Here is an 18,781-nt window from a genome sequence, read left to right on the forward strand (position 1 = left end):
CCATGATGGAGCATATGCCTGAAAAGGTTTTAAATGAATATAACCGAGCTCGCTTAAATGAAGAAGCCGTAAATATTGAAAAAATAGTTTTCTATAAAACCGAAAGGCGTGTCAATCCAAAGCAGGAAACTCCATTCCTGTTAACAATCGGGGAACTGCCCGTACTGGTGTCTGCCCCGCATGCGGTCAGGCATTACAGGCAGAAAAAGATCCTGATGTCGGATCAGTTCACAGGCTCCGTTGTCTTCCTGTTAAACAAATTGACGGGATGCCATGCCATAGCAGCGACAAAGCTCTACGGCGGAGACCCGAATGCCGATAATCCCTGCTTGTATAAAGACCGGATCGCCGGCTTCTGCCGGGAAAAGAAAGTAAAGGTCGTTCTGGACATTCACGGGGCTGCCCGGGAGAGAGATTTCGATGTGGATCTGGGCACGAATCAAAAGAAGAACCTGCTTGGAAAGGTGAATATTTTGGAAATCCTGGAACAAAACTTCCGGGATTTCGGCTTAGCCAGAGTTTCGACGGACTTTTTTGCCGCTTCCGACGCGAATACCGTCTCCCATTTTGTCTCACACGAACTGGGAATTCCGGCAGTACAGATAGAGATCAACAAACATTACCGGGTTCCAGCTCAAAATGGCCCTGGATTTCACCGTCTAATGGGTGCCCTGGCGGAAAGTGTAAAACGGATGACCTGAACGCGCGAATGCGTACCAAAATTTTTCTGATCAGGAAATCAATAGCCAGGCACGATCTGTGAATTAATGAGATAGAATAAACCAACAATTGATGTTGGGGAGGTATCTTATATGATTCAGGGCACAAGCTCATTAACACAAGATTTAGTCAGGGCGATCAACGGAGAGTATAGTGCGATCGCCTGTTACGCGAAGCTGGCCGAAAAAGCGCCGAATCAGGAAATAAGAAAACAGATCCTGGAGATCCGCCAGGACGAGGTGCGGCATTATCACATATTTTCGCAGATATTTACTGAAATAACAGGGACAAAACCAAACCCTCAGATGACTGAAGAATGTCCTGCTGCTTACAGGGTGGCTTTAAAGTCTGCCTTTCAGGATGAGCAGCATACGGTTGATTTCTATCATAATGTTGCTGAAAAGACACAGGATCCTTTTATCAAGGAACAATTCAAAAGAGCAGCCGCCGACGAACAAAACCATGCAGTCTGGTTCTTGTGGTTTTTAAAAGTCTAAAGGAAGCTCACAGCCCCATATGCCGCAGATCGTATCCGGTGGGGCTCTGATAAATCCGCAGCTCAAACTCCGGAACAATGGCCAGGATATGGTCAAAAATATCGGCCTGGACGGTTTCATAGCTTTCCCAGGATGTATCCTTGGTAAACGCATAGATTTCGATCGGAATCCCGTACTCGGTCACCGGAAGCTGACGTGCCATCCGGGTCATTTCCGGGTGGATTTCCGGGTGGTTTTCAAGATAGGCCTGAAGGTAGGCCCGAAATGTACCAATGTTGGTAAGTCTTCTGCCGTTTACGAGCTGAGCAGGATCAATGTTATGTTCCAGGTTGTATTTCTCAAGTTCCAGTTTTTTATTCTCGATATACTCAGAAAGATATCGGAATTCCTTGAACTTCTCCAGCATATCATCGGTGCAGAAACGGATGCTGGAACTGTCAATAAAAATGGACCTCTTAATTCTTCTGCCGCCGGATTCCTGCATACCACGCCAGTTTTTAAAGGAATCGGAGATCAGGGCATACGATGGAATCGTTGTAATCGTATTATCAAAGTTTCTGACTTTGACGGTGTTCAGGGAAATGTCCGTAACGTCACCGTCAGCACCGTACTTGGGCATCTCTATCCAGTCACCGATCCTGAGCATATCATTGGAAGACAGTTGAATCCCCGCTACCAGACCCAGAAGAGAATCCTTGAAGATCAAGAGGATGATTGCCGTTACTGCTCCAATTCCGCTTAGCAGAAGGAGAGGGGAACGGTCAATAATCGTAGAAATGATCCAGATGCCGCCGATGATCCAGACGACTATTTTCAGGGCCTGGACGATGCTGCGGATCGGTTTGAAACGGGAAGCTTCAAAAGTCTGATAAATATCGTCAATCGCGTCAAGCAAAGCAAGCATGGCCAATGTGCCGGCCATGATGATGTAAATAATCGCTATTTTTTGAATGGAAACGGAATATTCCGGGAACAGTCCGGCTACGGCGTAGATTACAATTGCCGGGATCATATGCGCCAGGCGTCTGAAGACTTTCCTGCCAAGAAGCTTATCATCCCAGAGGATTTTGTTTCGATGGATGTAGAAAGCAAGGATTCGCAGGAAAACTTGCTTTGTAACGATGAAGGCCAAAATACTGATCAACAGAATCATAACCACCGCTGCAGCATTGGCGATCAGGACTGCAGCCGTTTCTTCAATTCCTTTGTAAATCAGCCATTGATCCAGATTGAATATCATACGCACTACCTTCTACAAATTAGTGACCAGCGTTCACGGTAGCCTCAACAGTGCCTTTAACAGAACCAGCGGAGGTATTCTCATCCGTCAAAAGCTCCTGACCGGTACCCAGCCCACTGTCCAGAGTGGAGCCTTCGTTGTTGATGGTTGTGAGCTGATTTTCCAAGGCATCGAGCATATCACGGATTTGTTTGATTTGATCCAGAACACCCTTCAGTTCTGTTTTCGAGGTATCAGTCCCGTCCTCTGCACCGGATTCCTCAAGCGGTTTCTCCTGCAGCGTATTCAAAGACGGTACATAACGACCAAAGATTCCTTTCAGTCCTTCTTCCAGTGTATCGGCCATGACAATTTTATCTTCATAGACGACCACAATGCGCTTCATTTCAGGAATACTGCCGTTGGTCGTGGACTGCAGATAAATGGGCTCCACAAACAGGAAATTCCCGCCAATCGGCAATACCAGGAGATTTCCCCTGAGAACGCTCGATCCTTTTTGGTTCCATAATGCAAACTGTTGGGAAATTACGGGATCCTGATCGATTCTGGACTCAACCTGGAATGGACCGTCAATCTCCATATTTTTAGGCATTTTATATAAGACGAGTTTGCCGTAATTCTCGCCGTCCATCCTGGCGGCGAGCCAAGCGACAAGATTATTCCGACTGTTCGTAGTACTTGAGGCCGGGGTAAAAGGCTGCATCAGTACAAATTCTTCGTTCGTTTCCCCGGGCAGTTTCATGATCACGTAATAGGGTTCCACATTTTGTTCCGATGAACCGTAAATTTCCTTTGCAACGTTCCAGGCATCTTCTTTATTATAGAATACTTTGGTGTTGGTCATATGAAACGTGTTCAGCATGTCACACTGGATTTTGAACATTGTTTCCGGATAGCGCAGGTGCGATTTTATAGAATAGGGCATTTCCGAAATACTTTTAAATACACCCGGGAAAATCCTTTGATAGGTCTGAAGAATAGGATCTTCTTTGTCGACCGCGTAGAAATCAACAGTCCCGTCATAAGCATCGACAACGACTTTAACGGAATTGCGGATATAATTAAAATCCTGGGTGGAGTATTTGCTGGAGTAAGGAATGCTGTTCGTTGTCGTATAGGCATCAATGATCCATTTAATCTTGCCGTTGTCAATGATTGTATAAGGATCGTTATCATAGGTCAGAAACGGCGCCAATTTCTTGGCCCGCTCCAGAACATTCCGGTACAGAAGAAGCTTGCTTTCCGAAGTTACTTCTCCGGCTAGATAAAAACGCGGGGTCATCTGATGAAGAGACAGCATCAGTTTGTTAAAGGCAGTAAATGGGATACCTGTCTTGCCGGTATAGCTGCTTTCCGCATTTTCATTGCCTAGGGGATAATCAAATTCTTTGGATTTGGTGTTGGCGACGACCCAGTCATTCGTCAGTTCGCCAAAGTAGATTCGCGGTTCGGTAATCTTCAGTTCCGTATAGTCTGTTTGCGGCGGCACATTGCTTACTGCAAAAGCAGGAAGCCCTTTGGTGGTGACAGCATTGGCGAACGAAGCGGTTAAGCCGAAACCATGCGTGTATTTAAACCGGGTGTTAACAAAGGTCAAGGCTTTCGGATCGAGGTCCTGAAGCGAAATTTCCCTCGCCGAGAGCATTACCTGGCGATATGTATCACCAATCTTGTAGCGGTCCACATCAATATCATTAAATTTATAGTACTGGCGTATCCCTTGTTTTTGCGCGTAGATCTGCTGCATGGGGCGGGGATCATTCAGGCGGATATTATTCAGCGTTCCGAGTTCGTTTTTTAAGTCTTGTGCAGTAACCGTCTCAACCCCGGTGTAATCCTGCTCCTTAATTTTATCCAAACCGTAGGCGTAGCGGGTCATTTGGATTTCACTGGCAATATACGGCGCTTCTTTTTGCAACTCGTTTGGAACGACAACCAGGGACTGGAGCATGCTAGGAAAGATACCGGAAGTGAAAAACGAAAAGACAATCAAAAACGAGACCGGCAGGGTCAACAAACGGGAATCTTTTCGGAAAAAAGCGATAAGGGAAAACAGGAAACAGACCAGGCTCACAACGACGAGGATTTTAAAGACTGGAAGCGAAGCGTAAATGTCGCTGTATCCGGCACCGACGACGTGACCTCGATGCGAGTAAACGATTTCATAGGCGCTGATATAGTAGCCAAAGCCTTTCAGCGCAAAAAGAAGGGTTAAAAGGATTCCAAGATGCCTTCTGGCTGTGGGACTGATTACAACAGCATCTTTCTTCCAAAACCGGATGGAATGGAAGCGGACGACCCCGGTCATAATATAAAAAAGCGCGGTAAACAGGGTTAAAATAAGGATTGGGGAGAAAAACGCGTTATAAATGGTCTCAAAGAAAGGAAGTTTAAACACAAAGAAACCAAGATCCTGATTAAACAGCGGGTCGGAATAATGAAAGGAAGAGGCATTCACAAAGGACAGAAAATCAAGCCAGCCGGTAAAACCGACGATGAAACTCACAATAATACTGACCACGGCAGATAAGACAAGCAGGGAAACGGTAACCCTGCGCGGACTGACAGCAGGCGGAAGATTGACCTCTTCGACCAGTCTGATCCTTTTGCGGAATCTTTCATTGTAAAACGTAGTAAACGCATGTCTTCCCGACATCAGTGTCACGAAAATCACTAAAAACAACATCGTTCCGTTAATGGCCTGAATGAGTACTTTGCTGAAGAACGGTGTCCAGAAAAGAGTTGCGTACCCTAAGTCGGTAAACCACAGCCAGTCTTCGTAGAATCCGCTCAAGGCCGAAAGCACAGCAATAATAATGATGAGTAAAACGAGTACCTTGAGAACAGGTTTAAAAATAGATTTTCCGCGCATATTTCCCTCCTGAGTTAAATTGTTCAAATCACAAAAAATATATGTAAACTTCTGCTTCATTTATTTTTTGTTGTTGGCAATATATTCATAGTTTATCATAAAATTCATCTTATTGGCTTCCTGAAAATAAATTTCTGAGCTATACTTTTAATAAACAAGAAATTAACCTGAGAATAAAACAAAAGGTTGGTGCAGCAATGTATGATCTGATTATTATCGGAGGCGGCCCCGCAGGGCTTACGGCGGCCATTTATGCGGCAAGGGGCGGATTAAAAACAGCAGTTGTCGAATCCATGATGCCGGGCGGGCAGGCAGCGGCGACAGAAAAAATTGAAAATTATCCGGGATTTCCGGAAGGGATTACCGGCTTCGATTTGATGAATGCTTTTTATAAACAAGCCATGAATCAGGGCGCCGAATTCATTTTCGAACCGGTCCTGCAACTGGATCTTCAGAAAGAAATGAAGACGGTTGTGACCGGACAGCAAACCCTCGAAGCGAAAGCGATGATCATTGCTGCCGGATCCAAGCCGCGTTTTTTGGGCGTAGCGGGAGAAGATACCTTTCACGGACGCGGCGTATCGTATTGTGCCACTTGTGATGGGGCGTTTTATAAAGGAAAGAAAGTCGCTGTCATCGGCGGCGGAAACGCCGCGCTTGAGGAAGGTGTATACCTGACAAAGTTTGCATCTGAAGTCTATATTGTTCATCGCCGAAAAGAATTCAGAGCTTCGCAGATCGCAGCCCAGAGGGCGAAAGAAAACCCGAAGGTTAAGTTTGTCCTGGATAGTGTTGTCCAGGAGATCGCCGGTAAGGATAAAGTACAAAAAATAATTCTTAAGAATGCCGGTTCCGGGGCTGTGGAAGAAATCGAGGTTGACGGTGTCTTTATTTATATCGGCACCGAACCAAATACCAAGTTTACGTCAGAATACTTTGAAGTCGATCAATATGGGTATATTATCACAGATGCTTTGCTGAAAACAAATATTACTGGGGTCTATGCGGCCGGAGATATCCGTAATACCCCTTTGAGGCAGGTTGCAACCGCAGTCGGGGATGGAGCGCTTGCGGCAGTTCAGGTTGAAAAGTTTCTGGCGAAAATGGAATAGAAACACGTAAAAATAATCAGACAATTATTACCATGTACAGACACTTTAGCAGTGTTTCTCCATATCCTATAACAAAAAGGAGGTATGGAGATGTACTTCGGAAGAAAATCCGGCTATATGAATCAGCCGCCGGCTGTAAATATGATGAATCAGCCTGAGATGACTGGTATGATGAACCAGCAGGATATGATGGGCATGATGAACCCGGAAATGATGTCTCAGTATGAACAGATGGGTCCTGAAGGCATGTATGCGGAGCAGACGCAGTCAGGGTATACCTGCGATCCATGCGGCTGTACACCTTATTATGAACACATGGAGGTTCATAAGCCGCTGCCGGAAGTTTATGTCGTTCAAAAAGGGGATACCGTTTACAAAATTGCGCAGAGATATGGACTGGATTGGCGTGAACTTGCTGGGTATAACCATCTAGGCAATCCCGATCTTATCTATCCCGGTGAAAGACTTTTTATTCCTCCCAGATATTAAGTGAATCATGTTCCCGCGTCAGGTGCGGAGGACAAAACCGGCAGCCGGATACACATTCAGGGCTCTTAAGGTGCACACATTCCGGCTGCCGTCTTTCTCATGAATTTTCTAGTGAATGCCGATAAACATGGGCATTTTTAATCATTATGATGATTGGTGGATGGAATGAATACGACATATAAGGAAGAATGCGCTTCTCCTCTTCTTGCAGCGCCAAAGACAAAATTTACATTGAATGCTTTCGTTTAATTGGGGGAGAATAGATTCAAGCTCACAGATCTTAGCAAGGTGGTTTTTATCTAATTGCCATCGATAGTTAAGATTATGTGAGCTTTTGATGTTTTGGATCTTATCAACTTGAAAACATATGGTAAAATAGAAGCAGAGCATCATGACAGGAAAGGAACAACACCGTGAAAAAAACGAAGCAGTATTTTTACCGGGAGTGGGTTATCTATGGCCTGCTCATCGGTTTGAGCGTTTTAATATTAGGAAGACTGTTTTACCTCCAGGTTATCAATTCCGCAGAGTTAAAGGCCAGAGGTGCGGATTTCCAGGCGATAAGACAGACCATGCTTTATGAGCGGGGAACCATTATGGATGCACAGGGCAATGTGCTGGCGAAAAGTGTGCCGGTGAAGGATGTCTATGCCGATCCGAGAATGCTGGATAAATCCATTGCCAAGGATAAAACGCTGACAAGCGAACAAATATTACAAAAAAAAGAAAAAATCGCTGAAAATATTGCGGCCATTTTGGGGGAAGATAAAAATGATATTCTTACCCTACTGCGAAAAGACTTGGCATGGGTCAGCCTGAAACGGCAGGTAGATATCAGTACGGCGGAAAAAATTAAAGAACTTGATATTCAAGGGATCGGCTTCAGTGATAATTATAAAAGAAGCTATCCGGCAGGGGAGATGGGAGCGGCGATCCTTGGTATTGTCAATATGGCTGGAGACGGGGTTGAAGGTCTGGAGTATTCCTACAACGCCGAGCTTAAAGGGGAAGCAAATCTAGAGAATCCGGTAGAAACGGATCAAAACAATGAGATTCAGGATAATGTACAGTCAGGGGACAATTTAACCCTGACCCTCGATTCCACCATTCAGCATCTCATTGAACACGAACTGGATGATATTGTCGCAGAAACCAAGCCACAGAGAGCGGTTATCCTGGCCATGGATCCCAAGACCGGCAAAATACTCGGTATGGGCTCCAGACCGTCCTATGATCCGAGCAACTATGCCTCCACCAAACCGGATCAAAGGAAAAACCTGGCCATCAGCATGATTTATGAACCCGGGTCCACGTTTAAAATCATCACCGGATCGGCAGCACTCGAAGAAAATGCCATTAATACGACCCAACTCTTCAAAGATCCGGGCTATTGGGTTGTCGGGGGCCGCAGGATCACAAACTGGGATTCCGACAAAAAGGCGCATGGCAACATTACTTTCGTCGATGGCATGAAGCTGTCTTCCAACGTTGTACTTGCCCAGGTCGGACAAAAACTAGGCAGAGACCTATTCTATACATACTTAAAGTCTTTTGGCTTCGGAAGTCTGACAGATATTGATATTTCCGGTGAAGAAAGGGGCCTATTGATTGACAAGAGCAGGGTCAAAAGCCTTGAACTGGCGACCATGTCGTTCGGTCAGGCCAACCTTGTCACCCCGATCCAGCTCTTAACGGCGATCTGTGCGGTGGCCAACGGAGGCCAGCTCATGCAGCCGTATATTGTAGAAAACATTAAGAATAAGGACGGGGAGATCGTCAGTAAAACCCAGCCGAAGATTGTCCGTCAGGTTATTTCCAAGACAACCAGCAAGACCATGAGCGATATCCTCGTGAGTGTCGTAGACAGCGGTACCGGAAGCCGGGCTAAAATTCCCGGTATCAAAGTTGCCGGCAAAACGGGAACAGCCCAGAAAATTGATCCTGAAACCGGGAAGTACTCGGATACCGATTATATCGTCTCTTTTGTCGGCTATGCTCCGGCCGACGATCCAAAGATCGCAGTACTGGTAGTTATTGATACACCGCATGCACCGGTCATCCAGGGGGGGACACTCGGTGGACCGCGCGTTAAAAATATTATCGAGGGCACCCTGCAATATTATGGCGTGCCGGTTTCCGCTGAGACCCCGAGTGATCTTACCAAGGTTGACCCTGACGTTCTGGCGGAGCAAGCGGCCGCGAAAAATGGTAATACGGAAGCAGACAAGAACAGTCCCCCTGCCAGACAGGCCGGGGAAGGCGAAGTGCTTGTACCTGATCTGAAAGGACTGACCATCAGACAAGCCGGCGAATTACTAGGAAAACTGGATTTGCGCTATGAATTTGGCGGCAGCGGCCTCGCCTATAAGCAGTCACCGGAGGCCGGCAAAGTTGTCAATCGGGGAGATACGATCGAAGTTCTGTTTGGGACAGGTGAGTAGCTTCGATTGAGGGCTAACAGGGTACTAAGGAAAGGAAGATGCACGTGCTAAGGAATTCCTTCGAGCTTGCGCGGGAACTTACCTGTTCGTTGACGGAAATGACAGGTGTTTCCGGATATGAACAGGGTTTAAAAACAACACTTCAGGATATTTTTGCGCCACTATCGACAGAGACTTTCTCTGATTTTATCGGCAATTTCTATGCGGTTAAGAAAGGAGAGCACAGCGGGAAACATTCCGTAATGCTCGCTGCCCATATCGACGAGATCGGGTTGATGATCACCCATATTGATGAAAGAGGATTTTTACACTTTGCCACGCTCGGCGGAATTGACCAGAGAACCTTGCTTTACCAGGAAATCCTGGTACACGGAAAGGGAGATCTGCGTGGCATAGTTTGCCTGGGATCTTCCCACAAGGACAGCAAGAAGCGGCAGACCCTCGATATAGAGGACCTGGTGATCGATATCGGTCTTAATGATGCAGCGGCAGCTCAAATGGTTAAACCGGGAGATATCGCCAGCATCAAAAGGGGCCCGCTGCAGCTGCTTAACGACAGAATATCCGGCAAAGCGCTTGACGACAGAGCTGGAGTCGCAGTACTGGCGGTATGCCTGAACGAACTGATGGGTATGAAACATCAGCATGATGTGGTAGCGGTCGCTACGGTTCAGGAGGAAGTGGGTTTAAGAGGAGGGCTTACCAGCTCGGAGCGGCTTTTGCCGTCGCTGGCAGTTGCCGTTGATGTGACGCATGCCCAAACGCTGGATACCAAAAGTCAGGTTTCCGCTGAACTGGCGAAAGGACCGGTGATCAGTCTCGGCCCGAATATCCATCCCTGGGTCTACGCCAGGCTCTCCGACAGTGCGCAGCAGAACAGGATTGTCTGTCAGCGGCAGGCAGTTCCAGGAGCGACAGGCACCGATGCCAGAGTGATTCAGCTGACCGGTTACGGCATACCGACCGGGTTGGTGTCCATACCTCTCCGGTATATGCATACATCCGTCGAGACGGCCTCGCTGCAGGATATTGTTGAATGCGGCAAGCTGCTGGCGTATTTCATTGCATCGTTGCCGGAAGAATTGGAGGAAATCTAACATGCTGTTAAAAGAATTATCTGAGCTTAACGGCGTATCCGGTAATGAAAAGACTGTCAGGGATTTTATCCTGGAACATCTTAAAGACCGACTCCAAGACAATTTGAATTCGTGCAGGACAGATCAGATCGGAAATCTACTGATAGAGAGAAAAGGGGTCGGCAAAGAGTTCGGTGAAAATCTGCCAAAAGTCCTGGTCTGCGCCCATATGGATGAAATCGGCCTGATGATTACGGAAATTACCGCGGATGGCTATCTGAAATTTCAGACTGTCGGCGGTATTGAACCAGGGATTTTGATTGCCAAGACCGTCGTATTCGACAGCGGTCTGCAAGGCGTCATCGGTTTGAAAGCCGTTCATTTGCAGAAAACGGAGGAAAGAAAAAAAATCCCGGATATCGAGGATCTCTACATCGATATCGGGGCATCTTCCAAGGCAGAAGTAGAAAATGTTGTGAAACTGGGCGATTACGTCACGTTCCCAACAGTATTTGAAGAGATTGGTTCAGGACTGTACAAAGGCAAGGCCCTTGATGACAGGGTAGGCTGCGCGGCGGTCATAGAGCTCTTAGAACAGGATTATCCCTGTGATCTGACAGCTGTATTCACAGTACAGGAGGAGGTTGGCCTGCGCGGATCGAAAGTGGTAAGCAATTATCTTCAGGCAGATCTGGCCCTGGTTGTTGAGGCGACAGGCGCTGCAGATTTTACTGAATCCGAACGGGAAAACTGGATTGTCACACTAGGAAACGGTCCGGCCTGTTCGCTGATGGATTCCGCAACCGTCTATAGACCTGGACTCGTCCAAAAAGTGATGGCTGCAGCTGCAAAAAATAATATTCCGCTCCAATTCAGACAAGGGGCTGCCGCGGCCAATGATGCAGGAAATATCCATCAGGCCGGTATCGGCATACCTACGATTACACTCAGTGTACCGTGCCGGAATATCCATACGATGAGCTCCATTATTTGCCTAAAAGACTATCAGCACTGTATACAGCTTCTTCAATGCATTTTAAACGACATTCACGATTTCTTAAATTTTAATATTTCTTAATATAGTCTGAGGACCACAGTTCGGTGAAAAGCGAAGCTGGATGCGGAGCGCGGCTCTTTGCGCCAAGGATGGCATAAGAGCCGAAAAGCGGTATTGTGGGCCTCGAACTTACCCGAGAAAATACATCTAATGGAATCCCTGATAAGAAGTAGGAGGCTCTTTATGAGAGATACAAAACCTTTAGACTCTTTAGATTTCACCTTACTTCAGCAGCTCACCCAGACTTTTGGTCCTTCAGGCCAAGAACATAACGTTGCGGCGCTGATTTTAGACCAGACAAAAAATGATGCTGATACCGCTTATACGGATACGTTGGGTAATCTGATTGTCAGAAAAAAAGGTTCTGGGAAGAAGATTATGATTGCCTGCCATATGGATGAAGTCGGCATCATGGTTACCCATATCAATAAGCAGGGCTATCTGTATTTTGCACCGGTTGGCGGTTTACGAGATCATGTTCTGCTCGCGCAGCGCTTTGTTTTTGCCAACGGAGCAGTAGGTGTCGTCAGCCGTGAAGAGAAAAAGAAGCCGGATGAAAATTCACCGGAACGGCTGTTCCTCGATCTTGGAGCAACCAGTGAGCAAGAGGCCAGAACGATGGTTCGGGAAGGCGATATGGCCGTATTCTCCGGAGCTTATCAGGAGACCAAAGACTGTATGATCTCCAAAGCGCTGGATAACCGGGCAGGCTGTTTTATCGCCTTGGAAGTATTGAAAAGAGTCAGCAGCCAGGATGATTTGTACTTTGTGTTTACTGCCCAGGAAGAAGTAGGCGCGCGCGGAGCAAAAACAGCCGCCTACGCGCTGGAACCGGATCTCGCTTTGAATATCGATACGACGTTCAGTTTTGATATGCCCAGGGAATACGAGGTGCCGCGGACTTCTCTGAATAAAGGTATTGCGATTAAAGTGATGGACAGATCGATCGTCGTATCTCCCCAAATTAAAAACTGGATGGCCGAAATCGCCGAACAGCACGAGATACCCTATCAATGGGAAATCATTACAAACGGAGGTACCGATTCCGGCCCAGTTCACCTGACCAAAGGCGGGATCCCTACCGGGGGCTTGGCTGTTCCAGTCCGGCATCTGCATACGCCAGGGGAAATTGCGTCTAAAAACGATATTAGATCCGGTATATCACTGTTGCTTGCCTTACTTGAATAAGAGAGAGTAGGAATAACATGAAAGATAAAATCAAACAAATCCTGAATCAGGTTCAGGACAGTCAGATTTCAATCGATGAAGGCTTGCAGCAGCTTGAGCAGATGTACAGCTGTGACATGGGCTATGCGCGTTTGGATACTCACCGTCAGTATCGTAAGGGGTTTCCGGAAGCAATCTTTTGTCCGGGCAAAACGACAGACCAAATTGTTCAGATTGCCAAAAAACTGCATGAGGTTTCCGATCAGAACGTACTCGCAACGAGGGCCGGCAGGGAAGTCTATGAGGCCGTCTGCCGGGAGATCCCGTCGGCTGAGTTCAATGAAACCTCCCGCACGATTGTGATCAGAAAAGGGGTTCAAAGGTCTGTTGGCAATATCCTGGTTGTGAGTGCAGGTACTTCAGATCTGCCAGTTGCCGAAGAGGCAGCTGTAACCGCGGAGGCTATGGGCAATAAGGTCGAACGCATGTATGATACAGGCGTAGCAGGTCTTCACCGACTATTGTCCCAATCGGAGCGGCTGCAGCAGGCCAAGGTGCTGATTGTTGTCGCCGGGATGGACGGCGTGCTGCCAAGTGTTGTCGGTGGACTGGCCGCCAGTCCGGTCATCGCGGTCCCAACAAGTGTCGGTTATGGCGCGAATTTTGGCGGACTCGCCCCTTTGCTTACCATGCTGAACAGCTGCTCGGAAGGAATCGGCGTTGTTAATATTGACAACGGGTTTGGAGCCGGGTATCTGGCTTCGCTGATTAATCAGGCGGGAATATAACCAGACCTAAACAATAAAAGAATTTGTAAAATTATAGCGATTATCTTAGTCTTAAATGGAGGAAGGAGGGGGAATCATGGGAAGCAGCGGAATGGATATTCTGTTATTCTTTACAATCTATTCTTTTTTAGGCTGGATGCTGGAATCGGGGTTTGCCTGCATCGTCCATGGAAAATTTGTCAACAGGGGCTTTTTAGCCGGATTCTTTTGCCCGCTTTATGGTTTCAGCACTGTTTTAGTGCTTCTTTCTTCCGAATGGGCGAGTTCCGTCTTTGGAAGCTCACCGGCCGCAGTACTGATCAGTATTTTGATGGCTGTCCTGGTTGTTACCGGATTGGAATATCTGACGGGGTTTCTTCTGGAAAAAATATTTCACTACAAATGGTGGGACTACAGCAATAAAATCGCCAATCTAAAGGGGTATATCTGTCTGGAATATTCTGTACTCTGGGGTTTGCTGGCCTTTGTGCTGCTCCAGTATGTTCATCCGGTCATTTCTGCAAGGGTATTCTTGATACCGGCGGAAGTCAAGGCGTATCTGGTCATTGCGTTTGTTGTCTACTTTTTCGCAGATACAGTGAAATCTGTCGGCGATGCGCTGAATCTCAGGGAAGTCATTCTGAATTATGCCAACGTCCCCGTAATCAAATATCGAGAAAAGGTATTGAAATACAAACGGTTTTTCCTGGCTTTTCCACGCCTGATGGTTTTGAATGCGGGTATCATTAACCGTGATGTAAGGAGCATCCTGAATGAAAGGCTTAACAAAATTAAGATCGAACTTAAAGACAGGTTTCAGTGATTTCGATGAATACCGGGACTGTATTCAGGAATTGATCATTAACGAAAAACTGTATGTCATGGAGAAGTATATTCATCATAAGCATATTACCTGTCTGGAACACAGCTTTTCCGTGTCTTACACCAGTTTTATTCTTTGCCGTAGACTGGGGCTCGACTTCCGGTCTGCCGCGCGGGGCGGACTCCTGCACGACTTTTTTCTGTATGACTGGCATACGACGAAACCGGAAAAGGGGTTGCACGGATTTACCCATCCGTCAGCTGCCCTGGAAAATGCCGGAAAGTATTTTATTTTGAATGATGTGGAAAAGGACATTATTGTCAAGCATATGTGGCCCTTAACTGTGAAACTGCCGCGCTATACGGAATCGTTTGTTGTCGCCTTCGCAGATAAATACTGCGCACTGTTTGAAATCATTATTCCAAGATCGGCGATAGCAAGGAAGGATTGTTTAAAAACGTTGATGATCACTAACCACAATTAGAGAGAAAATAAAAAACCAGGATAGTATCTCATTAGGTTATCCTGGTTTTTTCATGCAGTAATCCTTGAAATTTCCTGAAAGATTTGTTCTTTTCTGGGGACGCTATGTTCATATGCAAATACCAAAACAAAAACCAAAACAAAAATGTGCGAATTAACATTTTAAAGCAGGAATATGTTCATTTACACGGAATATATATGTTTAAATAAACATTTGGAGGATGATATTTATGTCCGTTAAAGTAGCAATCAATGGTTTTGGCAGAATTGGAAGGCTTTGTATGAGAGCTTTTCTTGAATCTTCAGGGGATTTGGAAGTCGTTGCAGTGAATGATCTTGGCAAAGCAGATATGCTGGCGCATTTGCTGAAATACGATTCTACCCACGGTACACTGCCTTACGATGTTATCGTCGAAGATGGTGTGATGAAGGTCAAAGGAAGCACCATCAAACTTTTGGCCGAAAAAAACCCAGAAGAGCTGCCCTGGAAAGAACTGGGCGTCGATGTCGTGATTGAATCGACCGGAAGATTTGTGGACAGGGAAGGTGCAGGTAAACACCTGAAAGCAGGGGCTAAAAAGGTTGTTATTTCGGCACCCGGTAAAGATGAAGATCTCACGATTGTGATGGGTGTCAATGACGACAAATATGATCCGGCCAAACATCATATCATTTCCAACGCTTCTTGTACCACCAACTGCCTGGCTCCTGTTGCGAAAGTGATTATGAAAGAATTTGGCATCGAGCACGGAATGATGACGACAACGCACTCCGTAACCAATGACCAGAGAATTCTAGACTTTGAGCATTCTGACTGGCGCAGAGCCAGAGCTGCATTCCAATCAATGATCCCGACAACCACAGGAGCGGCAAAAGCCGTGGCCCTTGTTTTGCCAGAGCTCAAAGGAAAGCTGAATGGTCTGGCAGTAAGAGTCCCGACACCGAATGTGTCTTTGGTCGATTTTGTTGTGAATGTCAGCAAAGCGACGACGAAGGAAGAAGTCAATGCCAAGCTTAAACAGGCTGCAGAAGGTGAGCTAAAAGGAATCCTTTCCTATAACGAACTGCCCCTTGTTTCGAGCGATTATAACGGCAATAACGCCAGTTCGATCGTTGACGGACTGTCCACAATGGTTATCGGTGATAAGATGATCAAAGTCCTGGCCTGGTATGACAATGAATCCGGCTATTCGAACAGGGTGATCGATGTGATCAAGATGATGGCTGCCCGCGGGTTTTAATTAATATTGGGTTAGTCTCCATAATGGATAGCCGCTTTCGGCTATTGTGCCTTCCATGGCACAAAAAGCCGCGCTGCGCAATCCATGCTCCGCTTGGCGCTGGCTATCCATTACGGAGACCTAGTCTGGGGTTAGTAGAAGAATCTTAAGTAAATGTTAATTTAGAATCGCAGTGTTAGCCGAATTCAGTAAGAGAGGGCGATATGATGCGAAGAACCAAGATCATTTGTACGATCGGTCCTGCCAGTGAGCATCCGGATAAGATCAGACAGCTGATTCAGTCCGGCATGAATGTGGCCAGACTTAACTTTTCTCACGGCAGTCATGAGGCGCATGGAAGAACAATTGTGAACCTCAGGGTTGCTGCAGAACAAACCGGTGTTAATCTGGGGATCCTGCTGGATACCAAAGGTCCGGAGATTCGTACAGGCTTGGTTCCTGAGCAAGGGGTCCATCTGGAAAACGGAAGCAACTTTATGCTTGATCAGGATGAAAGCCTCGGTTCAGCTGAGCGGGTCTTTGTGACCTATCCGGATCTCTGGAGCGAGGTTGTGCCCGGAAATCATATTCTGCTGAGTGACGGGCTGCTTGACCTGGAAGTCACCTCAGCTGAGAATGGACAAATCACGACGATCGTCAGGAACGGGGGCCTGCTAAAATCCCAAAAAGGGGTCAATGTTCCCGGCGCCAGCATTCAGCTGCCGGCTCTCACGCTGAAAGATATCGAAGATATTCAGTTTGGGCTGCGAAACGGGATTGATTTTATCGCGGCTTCCTTTACCCGCAAGGCTTCGGATATTCTGGAAGTGCGGAAAGTTGTCGAGGAAGCGAACGCTGCGGTAAAGATTATCGCCAAGATTGAAAGTCATGAAGGCATACGTAATATCGACAGTATTTTGGAAGTTGCCGACGGTATTATGGTAGCCCGGGGAGACCTCGGCGTGGAGATCCCGGTGGAAGAAGTCCCAATTTTTCAAAAAGAGATTATTTGCAAATGCAATGCGTTGGGCAAAACAGTCATTGTAGCGACGCAGATGCTGGAATCGATGACGCACCAGCCGCGTCCGACCAGAGCAGAAGCAAGTGATGTTGCCAATGCAATTTTAGACGGCACGGACGCGATCATGCTCTCCGGTGAGACTGCAGCCGGTGAATTTCCGGTCGAAGCGGTACAGACAATGGATAAAATAACGCACAAGGCTGAAGGGATATTTTTTAAGACCAGTGCCCCGTTGGAAAAAGGACGCAATATTGCCGACGCGATCGGTCATGCCAGTTATACTATAGCAGCGGATCTGAACGCGGCCGCAATCATTACGCCGACCCAGTCCGGCAAAACAGCCAGAATGATTTCCCGTTACCGGCCGAAGTCGTTGATCATCGCAACAACGCCTTATCCCGAAGTAGCGAGAAGCCTGACCCTCAGCTGGGGTGTTCATACCATCATTGTCCCGGAAAGTACAGGAACGGACCAACTGCTTTCCGTTGCCGTGACAAGATCTTTGGATCAGAAATTGATTCAAACCGGCGATGTTGTTGTGCTGACTGCGGGTGTCCCGGTCGGTAAAGTTGGCACGACCAATCTGATCAAAGTCCAGGTGGTCGGGAATGTGCTGGCAAGAGGTACAGGGATCGGACGAAGAGCTTATTCGGGGAAGGCAAGCAAAGCTAGCGATCCGGAGAAATTCAGCCAAGGGGATATTTTTATAGCACCTTTTACCGATGCCGAGCAGCTGCCGGTTATGGCGAAAGCCGGTGCAGTTGTGGTTGAACGCGGAGGACTGACCTCGCATGCAGCCATCGTTGCTTTGGAATATGGGATTCCGGCAATCGTCGGAGCGGATGATGCTGTACAGAAGATTCAGGAAGGTGTTTTAATTACTGTAGACGCCTTGTCCGGCGTTGTTTATGAGGGCTCCGTTGCAATACTATAAACAAAGAACTGGCAGATCTAATACCTTGTCATACTTAAATAAACTTCAATATGGCAATAGCATGAAATGCATATGTAAAGCTGGAGGTGGGCAGTTGACAGCGGGCAGACAGGAAAAAATCAGATATTTGCTCCAAAAACACGGGCATTTGACGGTAGCGGAACTGGCTGCTGAGTTTAATGTTTCCGAAATGACCATACGCCGTGATCTTAAACAGCTTGCTTTGATGGGCTTGATTCAGCGGGAACACGGCAAAGCCGTTTATCCTCAAAACCCTCAAATTAAGAATACCGTCTTTACTACGCGGATCGGCGAAGCCCAAAGTGAAAAGCTTAGCATTGGCCGAGCAGCTGCTGGTCTGATTAATGAAGGAGAATCCGTAATTCTAGATTCAGGAACGACGACACTGGCGATTGCGCTCGCCCTTGACATAAAATGCACGGTTGTAACGAATTCCCTTGCCGTTGCCGAAATTCTCAGTATGCGTGAAGATATCACGACCGTCTTAACAGGCGGGGAAGTGCAAAGCACGACCTATTCGCTGCTGGGGCCGATGACCAGGGAAAACCTGGATGGATTCTACGCGGACAAACTGTTTCTGTCGGCAACCGGCATCAGCACGGAAAAAGGTCTTTCGACATCGAGCATGATTGAATCCGAAGTCAAACAGGCCATGATTACTTCGGCCAGGGAAGTTATTCTTGTCGCTCACAGTGCGAAACTTGGTCATATTCTCTACCATACATTTGCTAAATGGGAAAAAGTGAATCAATTTATCACAGATGCTGGAGCTTCTCCGGAACAAATAAAAAGAATTGAACAATATGGTGTAAAAGTCACGCTTACTTCTCCCTGAGCATTA

Annotated in this window: 16 protein-coding genes; 14 read left to right on the forward strand and 2 right to left on the reverse strand. The window is 46.9% G+C overall.

Annotated elements, in window-relative coordinates:
• Window positions 1–2: 2 nt before the first annotated feature.
• Together DEHRE_RS06950 and DEHRE_RS06955 are read left to right on the forward strand one after the other, a co-directional pair.
• Window positions 3–701, forward strand: a complete 699-nt coding sequence (locus DEHRE_RS06950) for a hypothetical protein (protein ID WP_084544188.1) — start codon at window positions 3–5, stop codon at window positions 699–701.
• Window positions 702–812: 111 nt separating this feature from the next.
• Window positions 813–1,217 carry a ferritin family protein gene (locus DEHRE_RS06955; protein ID WP_025205629.1) on the forward strand — a complete coding sequence of 135 codons (405 nt, stop codon included), beginning with the start codon at window positions 813–815 and terminating at the stop codon, window positions 1,215–1,217.
• A 7-nt stretch (window positions 1,218–1,224) separates the two neighbouring features.
• Here the strand turns inward: DEHRE_RS06955 and DEHRE_RS06960 are convergent, their stop codons facing one another.
• Together DEHRE_RS06960 and DEHRE_RS06965 are read right to left on the reverse strand one after the other, a co-directional pair.
• Complete coding sequence (locus tag DEHRE_RS06960) at window positions 1,225–2,457, reverse strand: mechanosensitive ion channel family protein (protein WP_025205630.1); 1,233 nt, start codon at window positions 2,455–2,457, stop codon at window positions 1,225–1,227.
• 19 nt (window positions 2,458–2,476) lie between these two features.
• Window positions 2,477–5,329 (reverse strand): UPF0182 family membrane protein, encoded by a 2,853-nt coding sequence (locus tag DEHRE_RS06965; RefSeq protein ID WP_025205632.1) that lies wholly within the window; start codon window positions 5,327–5,329, stop codon window positions 2,477–2,479.
• 197 nt (window positions 5,330–5,526) lie between these two features.
• On the opposite strand from DEHRE_RS06965, the gene trxB reads away from it, so the two are divergent.
• The 12 genes from trxB (at window position 5,527) to DEHRE_RS07025 (ending at window position 18,775) form a co-directional block, all read left to right on the forward strand.
• Window positions 5,527–6,441: a thioredoxin-disulfide reductase gene (trxB, locus tag DEHRE_RS06970; RefSeq protein ID WP_019225347.1), complete on the forward strand. Its 915-nt coding sequence runs from the start codon at window positions 5,527–5,529 to the stop codon at window positions 6,439–6,441.
• Between the two features lie 90 nt (window positions 6,442–6,531).
• A complete protein-coding gene (locus DEHRE_RS06975) occupies window positions 6,532–6,930 on the forward strand; it encodes a LysM peptidoglycan-binding domain-containing protein (RefSeq protein WP_025205633.1) in 399 nt (132 codons plus the stop codon).
• Window positions 6,931–7,343: 413 nt separating this feature from the next.
• Window positions 7,344–9,371, forward strand: coding sequence for a penicillin-binding protein (locus DEHRE_RS06980; RefSeq protein WP_025205634.1), 2,028 nt, complete (start codon window positions 7,344–7,346; stop codon window positions 9,369–9,371).
• Between the two features lie 38 nt (window positions 9,372–9,409).
• Window positions 9,410–10,468: a zinc-binding metallopeptidase family protein gene (locus DEHRE_RS06985; protein WP_038603217.1), complete on the forward strand. Its 1,059-nt coding sequence runs from the start codon at window positions 9,410–9,412 to the stop codon at window positions 10,466–10,468.
• A gap of 1 nt (window position 10,469) precedes the next feature.
• The gene (locus DEHRE_RS06990) at window positions 10,470–11,525 is read left to right on the forward strand and encodes a M42 family metallopeptidase (protein WP_025205636.1); all 1,056 of its coding nucleotides are present in this window, start codon (window positions 10,470–10,472) and stop codon (window positions 11,523–11,525) included.
• Window positions 11,526–11,687: 162 nt separating this feature from the next.
• Window positions 11,688–12,692 (forward strand): M42 family metallopeptidase, encoded by a 1,005-nt coding sequence (locus DEHRE_RS06995; RefSeq protein ID WP_025205638.1) that lies wholly within the window; start codon window positions 11,688–11,690, stop codon window positions 12,690–12,692.
• Between the two features lie 17 nt (window positions 12,693–12,709).
• Window positions 12,710–13,459: a nickel pincer cofactor biosynthesis protein LarB gene (gene larB, locus DEHRE_RS07000; RefSeq protein ID WP_025205639.1), complete on the forward strand. Its 750-nt coding sequence runs from the start codon at window positions 12,710–12,712 to the stop codon at window positions 13,457–13,459.
• Between the two features lie 76 nt (window positions 13,460–13,535).
• Window positions 13,536–14,261, forward strand: coding sequence for a putative ABC transporter permease (locus tag DEHRE_RS07005; protein ID WP_025205642.1), 726 nt, complete (start codon window positions 13,536–13,538; stop codon window positions 14,259–14,261).
• Window positions 14,212–14,745 carry an HD domain-containing protein gene (locus tag DEHRE_RS07010; RefSeq protein ID WP_019225355.1) on the forward strand — a complete coding sequence of 178 codons (534 nt, stop codon included), beginning with the start codon at window positions 14,212–14,214 and terminating at the stop codon, window positions 14,743–14,745. The genes DEHRE_RS07005 and DEHRE_RS07010 overlap by 50 nt, the downstream gene beginning before the upstream one ends.
• A gap of 229 nt (window positions 14,746–14,974) precedes the next feature.
• The gene (gene gap / locus DEHRE_RS07015; protein ID WP_025205644.1) at window positions 14,975–15,985 is read left to right on the forward strand and encodes a type I glyceraldehyde-3-phosphate dehydrogenase; all 1,011 of its coding nucleotides are present in this window, start codon (window positions 14,975–14,977) and stop codon (window positions 15,983–15,985) included.
• Between the two features lie 206 nt (window positions 15,986–16,191).
• Window positions 16,192–17,919, forward strand: a complete 1,728-nt coding sequence (gene pyk / locus DEHRE_RS07020) for a pyruvate kinase (protein WP_025205647.1) — start codon at window positions 16,192–16,194, stop codon at window positions 17,917–17,919.
• Window positions 17,920–18,013: 94 nt separating this feature from the next.
• Window positions 18,014–18,775 (forward strand): DeoR/GlpR family DNA-binding transcription regulator, encoded by a 762-nt coding sequence (locus DEHRE_RS07025; protein ID WP_019225358.1) that lies wholly within the window; start codon window positions 18,014–18,016, stop codon window positions 18,773–18,775.
• Window positions 18,776–18,781: the final 6 nt, after the last annotated feature.

The sequence above is a fragment of the Dehalobacter restrictus DSM 9455 genome (assembly GCF_000512895.1).
In the GTDB taxonomy this organism is placed as follows: Bacteria; Bacillota; Desulfitobacteriia; order Desulfitobacteriales; family Syntrophobotulaceae; genus Dehalobacter; species Dehalobacter restrictus.